This window comes from Pantoea eucalypti, assembly GCF_009646115.1.
Lineage (GTDB): Bacteria > Pseudomonadota > Gammaproteobacteria > Enterobacterales > Enterobacteriaceae > Pantoea > Pantoea eucalypti.
Genome location: NZ_CP045720.1, coordinates 3,420,731 through 3,438,911 on the forward strand (window position 1 = coordinate 3,420,731; position 18,181 = coordinate 3,438,911).

Consider the following 18,181-nt stretch of genomic DNA (forward strand, 5'->3'; position numbering starts at 1 on the left):
CCGGCTGCAATAGCCCACTATCGTCTGACATTTTTCTTTTCTGGCGTAATTAACCAGGAAATCACTAAAGCACATTGGATTATGCTAAGCAGCAGGTGATAAATGCTGTGTTCCCGCATAACACCATGCAAACAAAATACTTATAATTCAATTAAATAGAATTTAAATCGCGCCCCAGCGCCCCGCATTCCCGTGCTGATTGCGTCCACAGTGAGGGTCGCGCTGTTCATTACGCTGCCTGACCGATAAATAACAGAATATCTTCCTCTGGCGCCCAGGAGAATACCCCTGCATTGAAGGTTGACATCCCTGAGTGATTCCAGTACCAATATGTACAGCACAACATTTTATAAGGTTTGAATCCATGTTTCGTTCTGTTCGCCTTCTCGGTCTACTACTAAACGCACTCAGCTTGCGCGGTAGACTTGTGGGCGGAATCAAACACTGATTCAAACCTGCTGAAAGTTAAAAACCCGCGCCTGTCGCGGGTTTTTTTATGCTCGTTGCCAGGCCAGAAAAAGCATAAGGATGAATACGATGAGCCAGCAAGTCATTATTTTCGATACCACTCTGCGCGACGGTGAGCAGGCATTACAGGCCAGCCTGAGTGTGAAAGAAAAATTGCAGATTGCGTTAGCGCTGGAGCGCATGGGCGTGGATGTGATGGAAGTCGGTTTCCCGGTCTCCTCACCGGGCGACTTTGAGTCTGTTCAGACCATTGCGCGCACCATCAAAAACAGCCGCGTCTGCGGACTGGCGCGCTGTGTAGAAAAAGATATCGACGCAGCTTATGAGTCACTGCGCGTTGCCGAAGCCTTCCGTATTCATACCTTCATCGCCACTTCCCCAATGCACATCGCAACCAAACTGCGCAGCACGCTGCCAGAAGTGATTGAGCGTGCGGTACATATGGTGAAGCGTGCGCGTAACTACACCAGTGACGTTGAGTTCTCCTGTGAAGATGGCGGCCGTACCCCGATTGATGACCTGTGCCGTATGGTGGAAGCCACGATTAACGCCGGTGCGACCACCATCAACATCCCGGATACCGTTGGTTACACCCTGCCAGGCGAATATGCGCACATCATCAGTGAACTGATGAACCGCGTTCCTAACATCGATAAAGCGATTATCTCTGTGCATACCCACGATGACCTGGGTATGGCATCCGGTAATGCCCTGGCTGCCGTCCAGGCAGGCGCGCGTCAGGTTGAAGGCACGATGAATGGTCTGGGTGAACGTGCCGGTAACTGTGCGCTGGAAGAGGTGATCATGGCGATTAAAACCCGCCAGCAGATCATGAACGTACACACCAATATCAATCATCAGGAAATTTACCGTACCAGCCAGATGGTCAGCCAGATCTGCAACATGCCGATCCCAGCGAATAAAGCCGTGGTCGGCTCCAATGCTTTCGCCCACTCTTCCGGTATTCATCAGGATGGCGTGCTGAAGAATCGCGAGAACTACGAAATCCTGACGCCGGAATCGATCGGCTTACATAAAATTCAGCTCAATCTGACTTCTCGTTCCGGCCGTGCGGCGGTAAAACATCGTATGGAAGAGATGGGTTATGCCGAGCAGGATTACAATCTGGATACGCTGTATGACGCTTTCCTGAAGCTGGCCGACAAAAAAGGTCAGGTCTTTGATTACGACCTGGAAGCGCTGGCCTTCATCAACAAACAGAATGAAGAGCCGGAGCATTTCCAGCTGCACGAATTTAACGTCCAGACCGGTTCCAGCATGACTGCCACCGCCTCGGTTAATCTGGGTTGCGGCGATGTTGCTAAATCTGATGCGGCTACCGGTAACGGCCCGGTTGACGCGGTTTACCAGGCGATTAACCGCATTACCCAGTTTGACGCTGAGCTGGTTAACTACAAACTGACCGCTAAAGGCCACGGCGAGAATGCGCTGGGCCAGGTCGATATCGTCGTAAGCTACAACGGCCGCAAATTCCACGGAATTGGTCTGGCGACCGATATTGTGGAGTCCTCCGCTAAAGCGATGGTCAACGCCCTGAACAATATCTGGCGTGCCCGTCAGGTTGAACAAGAATTGCAGCGCAAATTTAAAGACCAGAAGGAAACCGTATAACCATGTCCAGTTCATCTCATATCGCAGTTTTACCCGGTGATGGTATCGGCCCGGAAGTGATGGCGCAGGCGATGAAGGTGCTTGATGCCATTCGTCAGCGCTTTGATATGCAGATCACTACTCAGGAATATGCGGTCGGCGGCATCGCTATCGATCAGCATGGAGAGCCTCTGCCACCGGCAACGGTTGCAGGCTGCGAGCAGGCCGACGCGATCCTGTTTGGTTCCGTTGGCGGTCCGAAGTGGGAGCACTTACCGCCCGCATCACAGCCGGAGCGCGGTGCGCTACTGCCGCTGCGCAAACATTTTAAGCTGTTCAGTAACCTGCGTCCGGCGGCGCTCTACAGCGGTCTGGAAGCATTTTGCCCGTTGCGCGCCGACATCGCAGCTAAAGGCTTCGACATTCTGTGCGTGCGTGAACTGACTGGCGGCATCTATTTTGGTCAGCCAAAAGGACGTGAAGGCAGCGGCCCGGAAGAGCGTGCTTTTGATACCGAGGTCTATCACCGTTTCGAAATCGAGCGCATTGCCCGTATCGCGTTTGAATCGGCGCGCAAACGTCGCAACAAAGTCACCTCGGTTGATAAAGCTAACGTGCTGCAGACCTCGGTGATGTGGCGCGAAATCGTCAACGAAGTGGCTAAAGAGTACCCGGACGTGCAACTGAGCCACATCTACATCGACAACGCGACCATGCAGTTGATCAAAGACCCGTCGCAGTTTGACGTGCTGCTCTGCTCCAACCTGTTTGGTGACATTCTGTCTGATGAGTGTGCCATGATCACCGGCTCGATGGGTATGCTGCCGTCAGCCAGCCTGAATGAAGCGGGCTTTGGCCTGTTCGAACCGGCGGGGGGATCAGCGCCGGATATCGCCGGACAGAATATTGCCAACCCGGTCGCCCAGATTCTGTCGCTGTCATTGCTGCTGCGTTACAGCCTGAATGCCGATGCGGCAGCCGACAGTATCGAACGCGCCATCAGTCGTGCACTGGAACAGGGCTACCGCACCAAAGATTTAGCCGGTGATGGCCCAGCGGTCAGCACAGATGAGATGGGCAGCATCATTGCCCGCTTTATCGCCGAGGAAAAATAAAAAAATGAAAACCTTATACCAGAAGTTATTTGATGCACATGTCGTCCACGAAGCGCCAAACGAAACGCCGTTACTCTACATCGATCGTCACCTGATCCATGAAGTGACCTCGCCCCAGGCCTTTGATGGCCTGCGCGCACACGGACGTAAAGTCCGTCAGCCGGGCAAAACCTTTGCCACGATGGATCACAACGTCTCTACCCAGACCAAAGATATCAATGCGTCGGGCGAGATGGCGCGTATTCAGATGCAGGAGCTGATGAAGAACTGCGAAGAATTTGGCGTACAGCTGTATGACCTGAATCACCCATTCCAGGGCATCGTCCACGTTATCGGTCCTGAGCAGGGTATGACGCTGCCGGGCATGACCATTGTGTGCGGCGACTCGCACACCGCCACCCACGGCGCGTTCGGCTCGCTGGCGTTTGGTATCGGCACCTCTGAAGTGGAACATGTATTTGCCACTCAGACCCTGAAACAGGGTCGGGCGAAAACCATGAAGATTGAAGTACTGGGCCAGGCGTCCACCGGCATTACCGCCAAAGATATCGTGCTGGCGATCATCGGTAAAACCGGCAGCGCAGGCGGTACTGGTTATGTGGTTGAATTCTGCGGCCCGGCCATTCAGGCGCTGAGCATGGAAGGTCGTATGACCCTGTGCAACATGGCGATTGAGATGGGCGCGAAAGCGGGCCTGGTAGCACCGGATGACACTACTTTCAACTACCTGAAAGGTCGTCAGTTCTCCCCACAGGGCGAGAAATGGGAGCAGGCAGTGGAATACTGGCGCACCCTGAAGTCTGACGCAGGCGCGAAGTATGATGCGGTGGTCACGCTGCATGCCGAAGAGATCGCACCGCAGGTCACCTGGGGCACCAACCCGGGTCAGGTGATTGCCGTTGATCAGGTGATCCCGAATCCGGCCTCGTTCGCCGATCCGGTTGAGCGCGCCTCAGCGGAAAAAGCGCTGGCCTACATGAACCTGCAACCGGGCATCAGACTGACCGATGTTGCGATTGATAAAGTGTTTATCGGCTCCTGCACCAACTCACGCATTGAAGATCTGCGTGCCGCCGCCGCCATCGCTAAAGGCCGCAAAGTGGCACCTGGCGTGGTTGCCATGGTGGTACCAGGTTCCGGCCCGGTAAAAGCGCAGGCTGAAGCGGAAGGTCTGGATAAAATCTTCCTGGAAGCGGGCTTTGAATGGCGTCTGCCAGGCTGCTCAATGTGTCTGGCGATGAACAATGATCGTCTGAATCCGGGCGAGCGTTGCGCCTCTACCAGCAACCGTAACTTTGAAGGCCGTCAGGGCCGTGGTGGACGTACCCATCTGGTCAGCCCGGCGATGGCCGCGGCGGCTGCCGTGACTGGCCACTTTGCCGACATCCGTGAACTGACGACAGGAGCTTAAGTCATGGCGAATAAATTTACTCAGCATACTGGTATTGTTGCGCCGCTGGATGCCGCGAACGTTGATACGGACGCAATCATTCCCAAGCAGTTTTTGCAGAAGGTGACCCGCACCGGTTTCGGTCAGCACCTGTTCCACGACTGGCGCTTTGAAGATGATGCCGGTACGGTGCCGACGCCCGGTTTTGTGCTGAACAAGCCGGAGTTCAAAGGCACCAGCATTCTGCTGGCACGCGAGAACTTTGGCTGCGGCTCCTCACGTGAGCATGCCCCCTGGGCATTGACCGATTTCGGTTTTCACGTGGTGATTGCGCCGAGCTTCGCGGATATCTTTTATGGCAACAGCTTCAATAACCAGCTGCTGCCGGTGAAATTAAGCGAAGAGGAAGTGGATGAGCTGTTCAGACTGGTTGCAGCCCAGCCAGGCATCAGCTTCACAGTCGATCTGGAAGCACAGACGGTGACGGCAGGCGACAAAGTCTATTCGTTTGAACTCGATAGCTTCCGTCGCCACTGCATGATTAATGGCCTCGACAGCATCGGCCTGACGCTGCAGCATGAAGCGTCGATTTCGCAGTATGAGCAGAATCAGCCCGCCTTCCTGCGCTGATTGCGTTAAAGCAGGGCGACATCCGGTCGCCCTGCTTCTTTATACGTCGCGCACCCGCGCCGACATCACCAGCGCCACTATCCCCAGCCCGAATGCCAGCCAGTAAACCGCCTCATGTCCCAGCCGCTCACTCAGCGTCCCCTGAATAACACCCGCCAGAATCATGCCGGTCGAAATCGAATTGGTGAACATCGTGGTCGCCGCACCCGGCCGTCCTGGCATCAGATCCTGGAACCACAACATCCCTATGCCAGCAATAATCCCGACAAACACCGCATTAAACAGCTGTAACACCATCAGCGAGGTGCGGGAATTGAAGAGCACCAGCCCCAGATAAAACAGGACGCCCGCCGCCACCGCGATCAGCATTAACCGCCGCTTGCCGATGCGACGCGCGTAATGGCCCGCCAGCAGCATCACCGGGATTTCCAACCCGGCCGCCGTTCCCATCAGCAGACCGGCCAGTTTCTCCGGCAGACCCAGCGTGGTGCTGATATAGAGCGGCATATCAATGATATACATAGTGTTGCAGGTCCACATCGCCACCGAGGCGAGGAACAGCAAACGCACATCGCGATCGCGCCAGCCGCTCAACGGCAGCCCGCCGCTTTGCATCAGTGGTTGCGAACGTGGCACCGACGGCAGGGTAAACCAGACCAGCAGAATGCAGAGCAGAAACAGCACCGCGGCCACCATAAACAGCGTCACAAAGCCGTAGTTCAGCGCCAGCGCGAACGATAACGGCGGCCCGATCACCCACGCCAGCGACAGCTGCGCACGCATCACAGAACTGAACATCACTGCTTCACGCGCCGACTGATCGGCATACTCTCGTGCCAGCGCAAACAGCTGCGGCATAGAAACACTGGCCAGCGCTGACAGCAGTACACCCAGTGTCAGCAGAGTCAGATAGTCGCGGGTAAAGGCAAACAGTAGCGCATTCACCAGCGCCATCAGGCAGCAGAAAAGAATGATATGACGACGATCGCCGACGCTGTCTGAGCGCTTTGCCACCAGCATACTCACTACGATACCGGCCACCGCATTAATGGTGAAAAACAGCCCGACCCAGAAGGGCCGCGCCTGTACCTCGCGCGTCAGAAACAGGCTGAGCGTCGGTGCCTGCAGAGCACCCGCGATGCCCAGCATGAACGAGGCGACCATAAAAGCGAGGTAAACCGGGTTGATGCGGCGCTGCCGCGTTAACAGCGATTTCATTCGAAATCCCTTACAGAACAAACAGAGGGGAAAAAAGAAGGGTAGACGATACCGCGCAACATGAAAAAAGCCAGCAGAGATCATCTGCTGGCGGTGTAAATGCACCCTACTCAGAAAAGCACTCCGCTGAACAGCGAAGTGAGGGTCGAACGCCATTCACTGCTGAATGCCTCCCGCTCTTCCCATAGCGTAAAGTTTGCTCTTAAAATGGGGCAGGAAAAACAGAGCGCTTTTCACAGGGAGTTCCCCTTTTATGTCCTCATCACGTCTGAAGCAGCAGTTCATCCGCCTGTGGCAGAGTTGTCAGGGCCAGACGCAGGAGATTACGCTCAGCGAACTGGCTGATCTGCTGCACTGCTCGCGCCGCCATATGCGCAATCTGCTCAACCGGATGCAGGCCGCAGGCTGGCTGACCTGGCAGGCTGAAGCCGGACGCGGCAAGCGATCGCAGCTTATCTTCTGCTACACGGGCCTGGCCCTGCAGCAGCAGCGTGCCGAGGATTTGCTGGAACAGGACCGCATCGATCAGCTGGTCCAGCTGGTAGGCGATAAAAACCAGGTGCGGCAGATGATCAGCGCGCACCTGGGGCGCAGTTTCCGGCAGGGCAAGCATATCCTGCGGGTGCTCTACTATCGTCCGCTGCTCAACCTTTTGCCCGGCTCGCCGCTGCGGCGCTCGGAAACCCACATTGCCCGACAGATTTTCAACGGTCTGACGCGGATAAATGAGGAAAACGGGGAAATCGAACCCGATATTGCGCACCACTGGCAGCAGACGTCTCCACTTCACTGGCGCTTCTTCCTGCGTCCGGCGATTCGCTTCCATCACGGCAGAGAACTGGAGATGGAGGATGTGCTCGCCACGCTGGAGCGTCAGCGCCCCCATCCGCTCTTTTCCCATATTGCGCAAATCGACTCACCTGCCCCCTGGACGCTGGATATCCGTTTAAGCCAGCCCGACGAGGGCTTGCCCTGGCTGCTGGGCAGCGTCAGTGCGATGATCCTGCCGCGCGAATGGCCGACGCTTCACGACTTTGCTCGCCAGCCAGTTGGCACCGGTCCTTACCGGGTGATCCGCAATCAGGAGAGCCAGCTGAAGATCGAAGCGTTTGATGACTACTTCGGTTTTCGCGCGCTGATTGATGATGTCTCTATCTGGGTACTGCCCGACATCAGCGATGAGCTGGTCTATGCGGGTGTCCGTCTGCAGGGCGGCAGCACCGATGAAGTTCAGGAGGAGAGCCGCCTTGAAGAGGGCTGCTACTATCTTTTGTTCGACCAGCGTTCAGAGCAGGGTCGCAACGAAGCGGTCCGGCGCTGGGTCAGCTACCTGTTTAACCCCATCGCCCTGCTCAATCACGCTGGTGTCGGCTATCAGCGCTACTGGTTTCCGGCGTATGGTCTGCTGCCACGCTGGCATCATCGCCGTGACCTGACGCCAGTAGAAAAACCGCCCGACTTAACCCATCTGACGCTGACCTGGTACAGCCAGCACGTGGAGCATGAAGGCATCGCGAATGCGCTGCGTCCGCTGCTGGCAGAGCATGGCGTCACGCTGGAGACCCGTGAGATCAGCTACGAAAGCTGGTATCAGGGCGAAACGGAAAGTGATATCTGGTTGGGAAGCGTGAACTTTACCCTGCCGCTGAATTATTCGCTGTTCGCACAGCTTTATGAGATCCCGCTGCTGCATCACTGCCTTGCTATCGACTGGCACGGCGATGCGGCCCGCTGGCGCGAGAAAGCGCTGCCGCTGGCCGAATGGAGCAAACAGCTGGTCGACGAAGCCGGCCTGCATCCGCTGTTTCATCACTGGCTGTTGCTTGAAGGGCAGCGCAGTATGCGCGGCGTCCGGATGAATACGCTGGGCTGGTTTGATTTTAAATCGGCCTGGTTCGCCCCACCCGCGCTGTGACGCTTTCGCCCCGGCGCTGAAATGACTAGAATGTGACGTTCTCAACGGGGTGCGGCCTGCCACAAGCAAGCCGCTGAGAGAGACCCGTCGAACCTGATTCGGTTAATACCGACGTAGGGATTTGAGAGGCCTCTGTGCTCAGATCCTTTGCGACTCATCCCCTATTCTCCTGAAGGAGCGCAAAGTGTTAAACAAAGTTCTGCCGGTGCTGCTGTTACTCTCCGCCCCCGTTCTGGCGGCTAAGCCGGTTCTCACGGTCTACACCTACGACTCCTTCTCCGCCGACTGGGGCCCTGGCCCGGCGGTTAAAAAAGCCTTTGAAGCACAGTGCGACTGCGAGCTGAAATTCGTCACGCTGGAAGATGGCGTGTCGCTGCTGAACCGCGTGCGGATGGAAGGCAAAAACAGTAAAGCCGATGTGGTGCTGGGGCTGGATAACAATCTGGTGCAGGCCGCGCAGAAAACAGGTCTGTTTGCCGAAAGTCAGGTCGACACATCGACATTAAAACTGCCCGATGGCTGGCACAACACCACCTTCGTGCCGTTCGATTATGGCTACTTCGCGTTTGTCTATGACAAAACCCGGCTGAAAAATCCGCCAAAAAGCCTGAAAGAGCTGGTCGACAGCCCGGAGAAGTGGCGGGTGATCTACGAAGATCCCCGCACCAGCACGCCCGGCTTAGGTCTGCTGCTCTGGATGCAGAAAGTCTATGGCGATCAGGCGCCGCAGGCGTGGCAGAAACTGGCGCAGAAAACCGTGACGGTCACCAAAGGCTGGAGTGAAGCCTATGGCCTGTTCCTCAAGGGCGAAGGGGATCTGGTGCTGAGTTACACCACCTCACCGGCTTACCACATCATTGAAGAGAAAAAAGAGAACTATGCCGCGGCGGCCTTTGCAGAGGGTCATTATCTGCAGGTCGAAGTTGCCGCGCAGCTAGCCAGCAGCAAACAGCCGGCACTGGCACAGCAGTTCATGAAATTTATGGTTTCGCCTGACTTCCAGCGCACTATCCCCACCGGCAACTGGATGTACCCGGTGATCGACACGCCGCTGCCTGCCGGTTTCGCGGCGCTCAACGTGCCTTCCACTGCTCTGCAGTTCTCGCCAGAAGAGGTTGCCAGCCAGCGTTCGGGCTGGATTAGCCAGTGGCAACGCGCCGTCAGTCGCTGATGCCGCGCTGGCTGATTCCCGGTTCCCTCGCCACGATATTACTGACCATCGTGGCATTCATGGCGTTCGGTGCACTCTGGAGCGCCGCGCCGGATACGGACTTACGCGGCGTGCTGCAGGATGATTACCTGCATCACGTTATCGCGTTCTCTTTCGGTCAGGCTCTGCTCTCCGCCCTGCTGTCACTGCTGCCTGCGGTGCCGCTGGCGCGGGCGCTCTATCGACGCCGTTTTCCGGGTCGTCTGTTGCTGCTGCGCCTGTGCGCCATGACGCTGGTGCTGCCGGTGCTGGTCGCGGTGTTCGGTCTGCTGACCGTCTATGGTCGCAATGGCTGGCTGGCGCAGTTGTGCCAGCTGGCAGGGATGGGTTATCACTTCTCCCCGTATGGTCTGCCAGGCATCTTGCTGGCGCACGTCTTCTTTAACCTGCCGCTGGCGACCCGCCTGATGCTGCAGGCGCTGGAGAGTATTCCGGCGGAACAGCGTCAGCTGGCGGCACAGCTCGACCTGCGCGGCTGGCATCATTTTCGTCTGCTGGAGTGGCCATGGCTGCGGCGTCAGCTGTTGCCGACCGGTGCGCTGATCTTCATGCTCTGTTTCGCCAGCTTTGCCACCGTACTGTCACTCGGCGGCGGTCCGCAGGCCACTACCATTGAGCTGGCGATCTTCCAGGCGCTGAGTTATGACTACGATCCCGGACGCGCAGCGCTACTGGCGCTCATCCAGCTCGGCTGCTGTCTGACGCTGGTGCTGCTCAGCCAGCGTTTCAGCAAGGCGATTCCTGCCGGAACCAGCCAGCTGCATGGCTGGCGTGATCCGCAGGATTCGCGCGCAGCACAGCTGATCGATGCACTGCTGATCCTGCTGGCACTCCTCCTGCTGTTGCCGCCGCTGGCGGCGGTCATCGTCGATGGTCTGCACGGCGGACTGCGCGGCGCGCTGGCGCAGCCTGCACTGTGGCAGGCCACCTTGACGTCATTGCGTATCGCCATCGGTGCCGGTCTGATCTGTGTGGTGCTGACCATGATGCTGCTGTGGAGCAGTCGGGAACTGCGTCTGCGCCAGCGTCCGGCGGCGGCACAGTTGATCGACACCAGCGGCATGCTGATTCTGGCGATGCCAGGCATTGTGCTCGCCACCGGCTTTTTCCTGCTATTCAATGCCACTATTGGCCTGCCTGATTCGGCAGAAGGGCTGGTGATCTTTACCAATGCGCTGATCGCCATTCCCTATGCGCTGAAAGTACTGGAAAACCCGATGCGGGATGTCGCAGAGCGTTACGGCAGGCTCTGCGATTCGCTGGATATCCACGGCTGGAACCGGCTGCGGCTGATCGAGCTGCGGGCGCTGAAACGTCCGCTTGCCCAGGCGCTGGCCTTTGCCTGCGTACTGTCGATTGGTGATTTCGGCGTGGTGGCACTGTTTGGCAACGCTGACTTCCGCACACTGCCGTTCTACCTTTATCAGCAGATTGGTGCCTATCGCGGCGCAGATGGCGCGGTCACCGCCCTGCTATTGCTGTTGCTCTGCTTATTGCTGTTCACGCTAATGGAAAAATTACCAGGCCGCCATGCTGACTCTTGATAACCTCACTTACCTTTATCAGCATCTGCCGATGCGCTTCAGCCTCAAGGCCACACGTGGCGAGCGCATCGCCATTCTCGGCCCCAGCGGAGCCGGGAAGAGCACCCTGCTGAGCCTGATTGCGGGTTTCCTGCCTGTGAAACAGGGCACCCTGATGATTGACGGGCAGGATCACACCCACAGCGTGCCAGCCAGACGACCGGTTTCGATGCTGTTTCAGGAGAACAATCTGTTTCCGCACCTCAGCGTGCAGCAGAACATGGCGCTGGGGCTGCATCCGGGATTAAAACTCAGCGCTGAGCAGCGTCAGCAACTGTCTGCACTGGCCGATCAGGTGGGATTAGGCGATCTGCTAAACCGTTTGCCGGGCGAGCTGTCGGGCGGACAGCGACAGCGTGTGGCGCTGGCGCGCTGTCTGCTGCGTGATCGTCCGGTGCTGCTGCTGGATGAGCCTTTTTCTGCACTGGATCCCGCGTTGCGCGGCGAGATGCTGCAACTGGTGCGTTCAGTGTGCGAAGCGCGCAGCATTACACTGCTGATGGTGTCGCACAGTCTGGAAGATGCCCGGCAGATTGCGCCGCGCAGCGTAGTGATTGTGGATGGACGGGTTTACTGGGATGGCGAGACCCGACAGCTGCTGTCGGGTGACACGCGGGAGGCCGAGGTCCTCGGCATCCCGCGCCGTTAAGCGTTACGCGAAGAAAACCTGCCACAGCAGATGACGGAAAATCGGCATCATCGGATGGAACTGAATGCCGACAAATGCCGCGACGGCGATCACCAGCCCCAGCGGACCTGCCCAGCGCAAACGCTCCGGCGGCAGCCAGGCAGTCGCCCAGTCACGACTCTTGCCACTGCGCCACCAGCGCCAGCATAACCAGCCCCCCAGCCATATCAGCAGTGCTGCGCCAAGTAACAGCCATTTAAAGCTGCCGCCCTGCGCGGCTTTCGGCACATCGATCGCCACGCCTGCCAGAATACCAGGCAGCAGATAAAGCGGTGGCCAGAGGATGCAGCCGATAATGTTCGGCGGCAGAAACTTACGCACCGGCAGCTCCAGCATACCGGCCGCCAGCGGGATCAGCGGACGCGTAGGTCCCACAAAGCGCCCGACCAGAATCGTAAACATGCTGTGCTGATGCAGGGCGTGCTCGGTTTTATCCAGCAGGCCTTTGTACTTTTGCAGATACTTCCAGCGGTGCAGCGGCCCCTGGAATTTCCAGCCGATACCGTAAGAAACCCAGTCACCAATCAGGCAGCCCGCAAAACCCGCGGCCCAGGCCGGGTAAAGGCCCAGCTCGCCACTGCCGATCAGCGCGCCCAGGCTGGCCATCATCACTGTGCCTGGCAGCAACAGCCCGACCAGCGCCAGCGACTCCAGAAACGTCACCAGCGCAACGGCAAACAGAGCCCATTCCAGAGACTGCGTAATCAGTTGTTGAATCCAGGCTTCCATAATCATCCTAAGTAAAAGCAGAAGGCTGGATTGTCCAGAGCCAGCCACACAGCGTCAAGGCAAGAATTGTAGGACAATGTTGACAAAACCGGTGACGAGAACTGTATAAATATCCATGGTATACTTAAGCCGTTTTCTCACCCCTGAAATACTGAGTCCGGAGAACATCTGAATATGCCCCGCGCAGGTTTTCTGCTCACCCGCCACTGGCGCGACAGCCCGCATGGCACCGAAATTATCCTCTGGCTCGCCACTGATGCCGGTGCGCAGCGCGTGGTGCTGCCCGTGCAGGAGTCTGTCGCGTTTATTCCCGAAGAATTTCAGGCGCAGGTCAGCGAGCTCCTCAAAGATGAACGTCAGTTTCGGATTCAGTCGCTGGCGCTGAAAGATTTCCGCCGCCGCCCGGTTTTTGGCCTCTACTGCCCGCAGCATCGTCAGCTGCAGCGCATTGAAAAACGGCTGCGTGAACAGGGCATTCCGGTGTATGAAGCGGATATTCGCCCGCCGGAGCGCTACCTGATGGAGCGTTTTATTACCGCGCCGGTCTGGTTTGAGGGCGAGCAGCGCGGTGATAGCGTGGTCAATGCGCGGCTCAAACCCCATCCCGACTATCGCCCGCCACTGAAGTGGGTCTCGCTGGATATTGAAACCACACAGCATGGCGAGCTCTACTGCATCGGGCTGGAGGGCTGCGGTCAGCGTCAGGTTTATATGCTCGGCCCGGCCAACGGTGATGCCAGCACGCTGGATTTTGAGCTGATCTATCTCGACAGCCGACCACAGCTGCTTGAAGCGCTGAACCAGTGGTTTGCAGATCACGATCCGGATGTGTTGATTGGCTGGAACGTGGTGCAGTTTGACCTGCGGGTGTTGCAAAAGCATGCCGATCGTTACGGCATTCCACTTCGTCTTGGTCGCCAGCAGGCCGCGCTGGAGTGGCGTGAACATGGCTTTAAGCCCGGCGTTTATTTTGCGCAGGCCAGCGGGCGGTTGATTATTGATGGCATTGACGCGCTGAAATCAGCGTTCTGGGATTTTCCCTCATTCAGCCTGGAGTCGGTGTCGCAACAATTGCTGGGTGAAGGTAAAGCAATCGATAATCCCTGGCAGCGCATGGAGGAGATCAACTGGCGTTTTGCCAACGATAAACCGGCGCTGGCACGCTACAACCTCAAAGACTGCGAGCTGGTGACGCGCATTTTTCATAAAACGGCGATAATGCCGTTTCTGCTGGAACGCGCGGCGGTGAATGGCCTGGCAGTCGATCGCCACGGCGGCTCGGTGGCGGCCTTTGGTCATCTTTATATTCCCCGGATGCATCGCGCGGGATTTGTTGCCCCGAACCTGGGTGATGTGGCGCCGGAAGCCAGTCCGGGTGGCTATGTGATGGATTCGCGCCCTGGTCTGTATGACTCGGTGCTGGTGCTGGATTATAAAAGTCTCTATCCGTCGATTATCCGCACCTTCCTGATCGACCCGGTGGGTCTGGTAGAAGGACTGGCTCATCCTGATGATGCCGATTCAATCGAAGGTTTTCGCGAAGCGCGTTTCTCCCGGCACACTCACTGCCTGCCTGCGATCGTCGAGCAGATCTGGCTGGGGCGTGAAGCGGCGAAAAAGCAGAAAAACCAGCCGCTGTCGCAGGCGCTAAAGATTATCATGAATGCCTTTTACGGTGTGCTGGGCACCAGCGCCTGCCGTTTCTTTGATCCGCGCCTCGCCTCCTCAATTACCCTGCGCGGTCACGCCATCATGCAGCAGACACGCGCGCTGATCGAGGCGGAAGGCTATGACGTGATCTATGGCGACACCGACTCCACTTTTGTCTGGCTGAAGTCCGCCCACAGTGAAGAGCAGGCCGCCGCGATTGGTCAGCAACTGGTGCAGAAAGTGAATGCCTGGTGGCGTGACCACCTGCAGCAGACCCACGGGCTGACCAGCGCACTCGAGCTGGAGTATGAAAATCATTTTTGTCGTTTTCTGATGCCGACCATTCGCGGCGCGGAACAGGGCAGTAAGAAACGCTATGCCGGACTGATTCGTGACGCCGCCGGTGAACGCATGGTTTTCAAGGGGCTGGAGTCGGTGCGAACGGACTGGACGCCACTGGCAAAAGCATTTCAGCAGCAGCTCTACCACCGTATCTTCCACCGTGAGCCGTGGCAGGATTACATTCGCACCACCGTCGCGCAGCTGCTGGCGGGTGAACTCGACGATCAGCTGATCTACAAAAAGCGTCTGCGACGTCCGTTAAAAGAATATGAACGAAACGTGCCCCCGCACGTGCGTGCCGCCAGGCTGGCGGATGAGCAGAATCGTAAATTAAACCGGCCTTTGCAGTATCAGAATGGAGGCCGGATTCGTTACGTGATTGCCACGGCAGGCCCCGAGCCACTGGAGGCACGCAGCACGCCGCTGGATTACGACCACTACGTTACGAAGCAACTTCAACCGGTCGCGGAGGGGATTCTGCCCTTTGTCGAAGGTGACTTTGCTACACTTATTACCGGGCAGCTGGGGCTTTTTTGACAGGTGACGAATGCCCTGCCATCCAGTACCATAGCGCCCTTCCTGAAACTCACCGCTCTTAAAGCCCGCTCCAGACCTTGTTGTCTGGTGGTAGCGCTATTGCCTGAGCTTTGGGAACACCTTTAAAAACGTTAAAATTCGAGCAAACAATATATGGTTTTTACATTAGGTCAGCGCTGGATTAGTGATACGGAAAGTGAACTGGGACTGGGCACCGTGGTGGCGATCGATACACGTATGATCACCCTGCTGTTCCCCGCTACGGGAGAAAACCGCCTTTACGCCCGCAACGATTCGCCGGTTACCCGCGTCATCTTTAATCCGGGTGATACCATCACCAGCCACGAAGGCTGGCAGATGCGCGTTGATGAAGTACGCAACGAAAATGACCTGATGACCTATATCGGTACCCGTCTGGATACCGAAGAAAGCGACGTGATGCTGCGCGAAGTGATGCTCGACAGCAAGCTGGTATTCAGTAAGCCGCAGGATCGTCTGTTTGCCGGCCAGCTCGACCGGATGGACCGTTTTGCCCTGCGCTTCCGCGCCCGTAAATACCAGAGTGAGCAATACCGCCTGCCGATTAGCGGCTTACGCGGTATGCGTACTAACCTGATCCCTCACCAGCTGCACATCGCCCATGATGTGGGCCGCCGCCATGCACCGCGCGTGCTGCTGGCCGATGAAGTTGGCCTGGGTAAAACCATCGAAGCCGGGATGATCATCCAGCAGCAACTGCTGGCAGGCCGTGCCGAGCGCGTACTTATCGTGGTGCCTGAAACCCTGCAGCATCAATGGCTTGTTGAGATGCTGCGCCGCTTCAACCTGCGCTTTGCGCTGTTTGACGACGACCGCTACACCGAAGCGCAACACGACAGCGACAATCCGTTTGAAACTGAGCAGCTGATTATCTGCTCACTCGACTTCGTGCGTCGCAACAAACAGCGTCTTGAGATGCTGGCCGATGCCGAATGGGATCTGCTGGTGGTCGATGAAGCGCACCATCTGGCCTGGTCAGAAGGCGAGCCAAGCCGTGAATATCAGGTTATTGAACAGCTGGCTGAAAAAACTGCCGGGGTTCTGCTGCTGACCGCGACGCCAGAGCAGCTGGGCATGGAGAGTCACTTCGCCCGTCTGCGCCTGCTCGACCCGGACCGTTTCCATGACTTTGCCGCCTTTGTTGAAGAGCAGCAGCATTTCCGCCCCATCGCCGATGCCGTTACCGCGCTGCTGGCGGATAAAGCGATCTCCCAGGAGGAGATGAACCGGATCAACGATCTGGTCGGCGAGCAGGACATCGAGCCGCTGCTGCAGGTTGCCAACAGCGACCGCGAAGGCAAGCTGGAAGCGCGTCAGGAACTGATCTCCATGCTGATGGATCGCCACGGCACCAGCCGCGTGCTGTTCCGTAACACCCGTAATGGGGTTAAAGGCTTCCCGAAACGCGAACTGCATCAGATCCGCCTGCCGCTGCCTGCGCAGTATCAGACGGCAATTAAAGTCTCCGGCATTATGGGCGCGCGCAAAAGCGCAGAAGAGCGGGCGCGCGACCTGCTCTATCCGGAGCAGATTTATCAGGAATTTGAAGGCGACAGCGGCACCTGGTGGAACTTCGATCCGCGCGTGGAATGGCTGATGGGCTATCTCACCACTAACCGTAAAGAGAAAGTGCTGGTGATCTGCGCCAAAGCGGCCACCGCGCTGCAGCTGGAGCAGGTACTGCGCGAGCGCGAAGGTATTCGTGCAGCGGTGTTCCACGAAGGTCTGTCGATCATTGAACGTGACCGTGCTGCCGCCTGGTTCGCCTCAGAAGAGAATGGCGCGCAGGTGCTGTTGTGCTCTGAGATTGGTTCAGAAGGCCGTAATTTCCAGTTTGCCAGCCGTCTGGTGATGTTCGATCTGCCGTTTAACCCGGACCTGCTGGAGCAGCGTATCGGTCGTCTGGATCGTATCGGTCAGGCGCACGATATTCAGATTCTGGTGCCGTGGCTGGAGCAGACCGCACAGGCCGTGCTGCTGCGCTGGTATCACGAAGGACTTGATGCGTTTGAACACACCTGTCCGACCGGCCGGACAATCTATGACAGCGTCCATTCGCAGCTCATCGGCTATCTGGCCGCACCGGAAAACAGCGAAGGCTTTGATGCCTTTATCACCGACTGCCGCAAACAGCATGACGCGCTGAAACTGCAGCTGGAACAGGGTCGCGATCGCCTGCTGGAGCTGAATTCAAACGGCGGTGAATCGGCTCAGTTGCTGGCTAACGCTATCAGCGAGCAGGATAACGACACCGGCCTGGTGAACTTCGCGCTTAACCTGTTTGATATTGTCGGTATCAATCAGGAAGATCGCAGCGATAACCTCATTGTGCTGACCCCTTCCGATCACATGCTGGTGCCCGATTTCCCTGGCCTGCCGGAAGATGGCTGCACCATCACCTTTAACCGCGATCAGGCGCTGTCACGTGAAGATACCCAGTTCATTACCTGGGAGCATCCGCTGATTCGCAACGGACTGGATCTGATTCTGTCGGGCGACACCGGCAGCAGCGCCCTGTCACTGCTGAAGAACAAGGCGCTGCCGGTGGGGACGCTGCTGGTCGAGCTGATCTATGTGGTTGAAGCCCAGGCACCGAAGCATCTGCAACTGACCCGCTTCCTGCCGCCAACGCCAATCCGTCTGCTGATGGATACGAAAGGCACTAACCTGGCAGGCAAAGTGGAGTTCGAAAGCTTTAACCGTCAGTTGAATGCCGTTAACCGTCACACCGCCAGTAAACTGGTGAATGCGGTGCAGCAGGATGTCCATGCGATTCTGACTCAGGCCGAAGAGAGCGTCGTCAGCGAAGCGCGTGCCGTGATTGAGGCGGCACGGACCGAGGCGAATGAGAAGCTGGGTGCCGAGCTTTCGCGTCTTAACGCGCTGAAAGCCGTCAACCCGAACATCCGCGACGACGAAGTTGAGGCGCTGGAAAGCAATCGTGAACAGGTGCTGCAAAGTCTGGATGAGGCCAACTGGCGTCTTGACGCGCTGCGCCTGATTGTGGTGACACACCAGTAAGCTCAGGGGCCGCATGGCCCCTTATTTTTGGAAAG

The 18,181-nt window shown here is 57.4% G+C and carries 13 protein-coding genes and 1 riboswitch; of the genes, 11 read left to right on the plus strand and 2 right to left on the minus strand.

The window, feature by feature from the left end; all coding sequences use genetic code 11:
* Positions 1–364: 364 nt before the first annotated feature.
* The 5 genes from leuL to leuD all read left to right on the plus strand — a co-directional run bounded on the left by leuL (position 365) and on the right by leuD (position 5,214).
* Complete coding sequence (gene leuL, locus EE896_RS22895) at positions 365–448, plus strand: leu operon leader peptide (RefSeq protein WP_099257765.1); 84 nt, start codon at positions 365–367, stop codon at positions 446–448.
* A gap of 89 nt (positions 449–537) precedes the next feature.
* Positions 538–2,100 carry a 2-isopropylmalate synthase gene (gene leuA, locus EE896_RS16045; RefSeq protein WP_003854773.1) on the plus strand — a complete coding sequence of 521 codons (1,563 nt, stop codon included), beginning with the start codon at positions 538–540 and terminating at the stop codon, positions 2,098–2,100.
* Between the two features lie 2 nt (positions 2,101–2,102).
* Positions 2,103–3,194, plus strand: a complete 1,092-nt coding sequence (gene leuB / locus EE896_RS16050) for a 3-isopropylmalate dehydrogenase (protein ID WP_003854775.1) — start codon at positions 2,103–2,105, stop codon at positions 3,192–3,194.
* A 4-nt stretch (positions 3,195–3,198) separates the two neighbouring features.
* The gene (leuC, locus tag EE896_RS16055; protein WP_140916188.1) at positions 3,199–4,605 is read left to right on the plus strand and encodes a 3-isopropylmalate dehydratase large subunit; all 1,407 of its coding nucleotides are present in this window, start codon (positions 3,199–3,201) and stop codon (positions 4,603–4,605) included.
* A 3-nt stretch (positions 4,606–4,608) separates the two neighbouring features.
* Positions 4,609–5,214: a 3-isopropylmalate dehydratase small subunit gene (gene leuD, locus EE896_RS16060; protein ID WP_008925570.1), complete on the plus strand. Its 606-nt coding sequence runs from the start codon at positions 4,609–4,611 to the stop codon at positions 5,212–5,214.
* A gap of 39 nt (positions 5,215–5,253) precedes the next feature.
* Here leuD and EE896_RS16065 read toward each other — a convergent pair whose 3' ends face one another.
* On the minus strand, positions 5,254–6,432 hold the full coding sequence (locus tag EE896_RS16065) for an MFS transporter (RefSeq protein ID WP_039658787.1): 1,179 nt from the start codon (positions 6,430–6,432) through the stop codon (positions 5,254–5,256).
* A gap of 253 nt (positions 6,433–6,685) precedes the next feature.
* Here EE896_RS16065 and sgrR point away from each other — a divergent pair, with 253 nt between their 5' ends.
* From sgrR to thiQ, 4 genes are all read left to right on the plus strand, one after another.
* Complete coding sequence (gene sgrR / locus EE896_RS16070) at positions 6,686–8,347, plus strand: HTH-type transcriptional regulator SgrR (protein ID WP_008925569.1); 1,662 nt, start codon at positions 6,686–6,688, stop codon at positions 8,345–8,347.
* A 35-nt stretch (positions 8,348–8,382) separates the two neighbouring features.
* A riboswitch (TPP riboswitch) is annotated at positions 8,383–8,485 on the plus strand.
* A 46-nt stretch (positions 8,486–8,531) separates the two neighbouring features.
* Entirely contained in the window at positions 8,532–9,518 is a 987-nt protein-coding gene (thiB, locus tag EE896_RS16075; protein ID WP_140916187.1) for a thiamine ABC transporter substrate binding subunit, read from the plus strand.
* Entirely contained in the window at positions 9,494–11,101 is a 1,608-nt protein-coding gene (gene thiP, locus EE896_RS16080) for a thiamine/thiamine pyrophosphate ABC transporter permease ThiP (protein ID WP_003854785.1), read from the plus strand. Before thiB ends, thiP begins: the two co-directional genes overlap by 25 nt.
* Positions 11,088–11,789, plus strand: coding sequence for a thiamine ABC transporter ATP-binding protein ThiQ (gene thiQ, locus EE896_RS16085; RefSeq protein ID WP_140916186.1), 702 nt, complete (start codon positions 11,088–11,090; stop codon positions 11,787–11,789). The genes thiP and thiQ overlap by 14 nt, the downstream gene beginning before the upstream one ends.
* Positions 11,790–11,792: 3 nt before the next feature.
* On the opposite strand, the gene EE896_RS16090 is transcribed toward thiQ, so the two are convergent.
* Entirely contained in the window at positions 11,793–12,557 is a 765-nt protein-coding gene (locus EE896_RS16090) for a DedA family protein (protein WP_008925565.1), read from the minus strand.
* Between the two features lie 168 nt (positions 12,558–12,725).
* Here EE896_RS16090 and polB point away from each other — a divergent pair, with 168 nt between their 5' ends.
* Both polB and rapA read left to right on the plus strand, forming a co-directional pair.
* On the plus strand, positions 12,726–15,086 hold the full coding sequence (gene polB, locus EE896_RS16095; protein ID WP_085980562.1) for a DNA polymerase II: 2,361 nt from the start codon (positions 12,726–12,728) through the stop codon (positions 15,084–15,086).
* A gap of 153 nt (positions 15,087–15,239) precedes the next feature.
* Positions 15,240–18,146, plus strand: coding sequence for an RNA polymerase-associated protein RapA (gene rapA, locus EE896_RS16100; protein ID WP_140033783.1), 2,907 nt, complete (start codon positions 15,240–15,242; stop codon positions 18,144–18,146).
* Positions 18,147–18,181: the final 35 nt, after the last annotated feature.

Excerpts from the sequence above, each read along its gene's own strand:
- leuB (WP_003854775.1), top strand. The coding sequence starts at position 2,103 with ATGTCCAGTTCATCTCATATCGCAGTTTTACCCGGTGATGGTATCGGC.
- leuC (WP_140916188.1), top strand. The coding sequence starts at position 3,199 with ATGAAAACCTTATACCAGAAGTTATTTGATGCACATGTCGTCCACGAA.
- EE896_RS16090 (WP_008925565.1), bottom strand. The coding sequence starts at position 12,557 with ATGGAAGCCTGGATTCAACAACTGATTACGCAGTCTCTGGAATGGGCT.
- leuA (WP_003854773.1), top strand. The coding sequence starts at position 538 with ATGAGCCAGCAAGTCATTATTTTCGATACCACTCTGCGCGACGGTGAG.
- leuD (WP_008925570.1), top strand. The coding sequence starts at position 4,609 with ATGGCGAATAAATTTACTCAGCATACTGGTATTGTTGCGCCGCTGGAT.
- leuL (WP_099257765.1), top strand. The coding sequence starts at position 365 with ATGTTTCGTTCTGTTCGCCTTCTCGGTCTACTACTAAACGCACTCAGC.
- thiQ (WP_140916186.1), top strand. The coding sequence starts at position 11,088 with ATGCTGACTCTTGATAACCTCACTTACCTTTATCAGCATCTGCCGATG.
- sgrR (WP_008925569.1), top strand. The coding sequence starts at position 6,686 with ATGTCCTCATCACGTCTGAAGCAGCAGTTCATCCGCCTGTGGCAGAGT.
- EE896_RS16065 (WP_039658787.1), bottom strand. The coding sequence starts at position 6,432 with ATGAAATCGCTGTTAACGCGGCAGCGCCGCATCAACCCGGTTTACCTC.
- rapA (WP_140033783.1), top strand. The coding sequence starts at position 15,240 with ATGGTTTTTACATTAGGTCAGCGCTGGATTAGTGATACGGAAAGTGAA.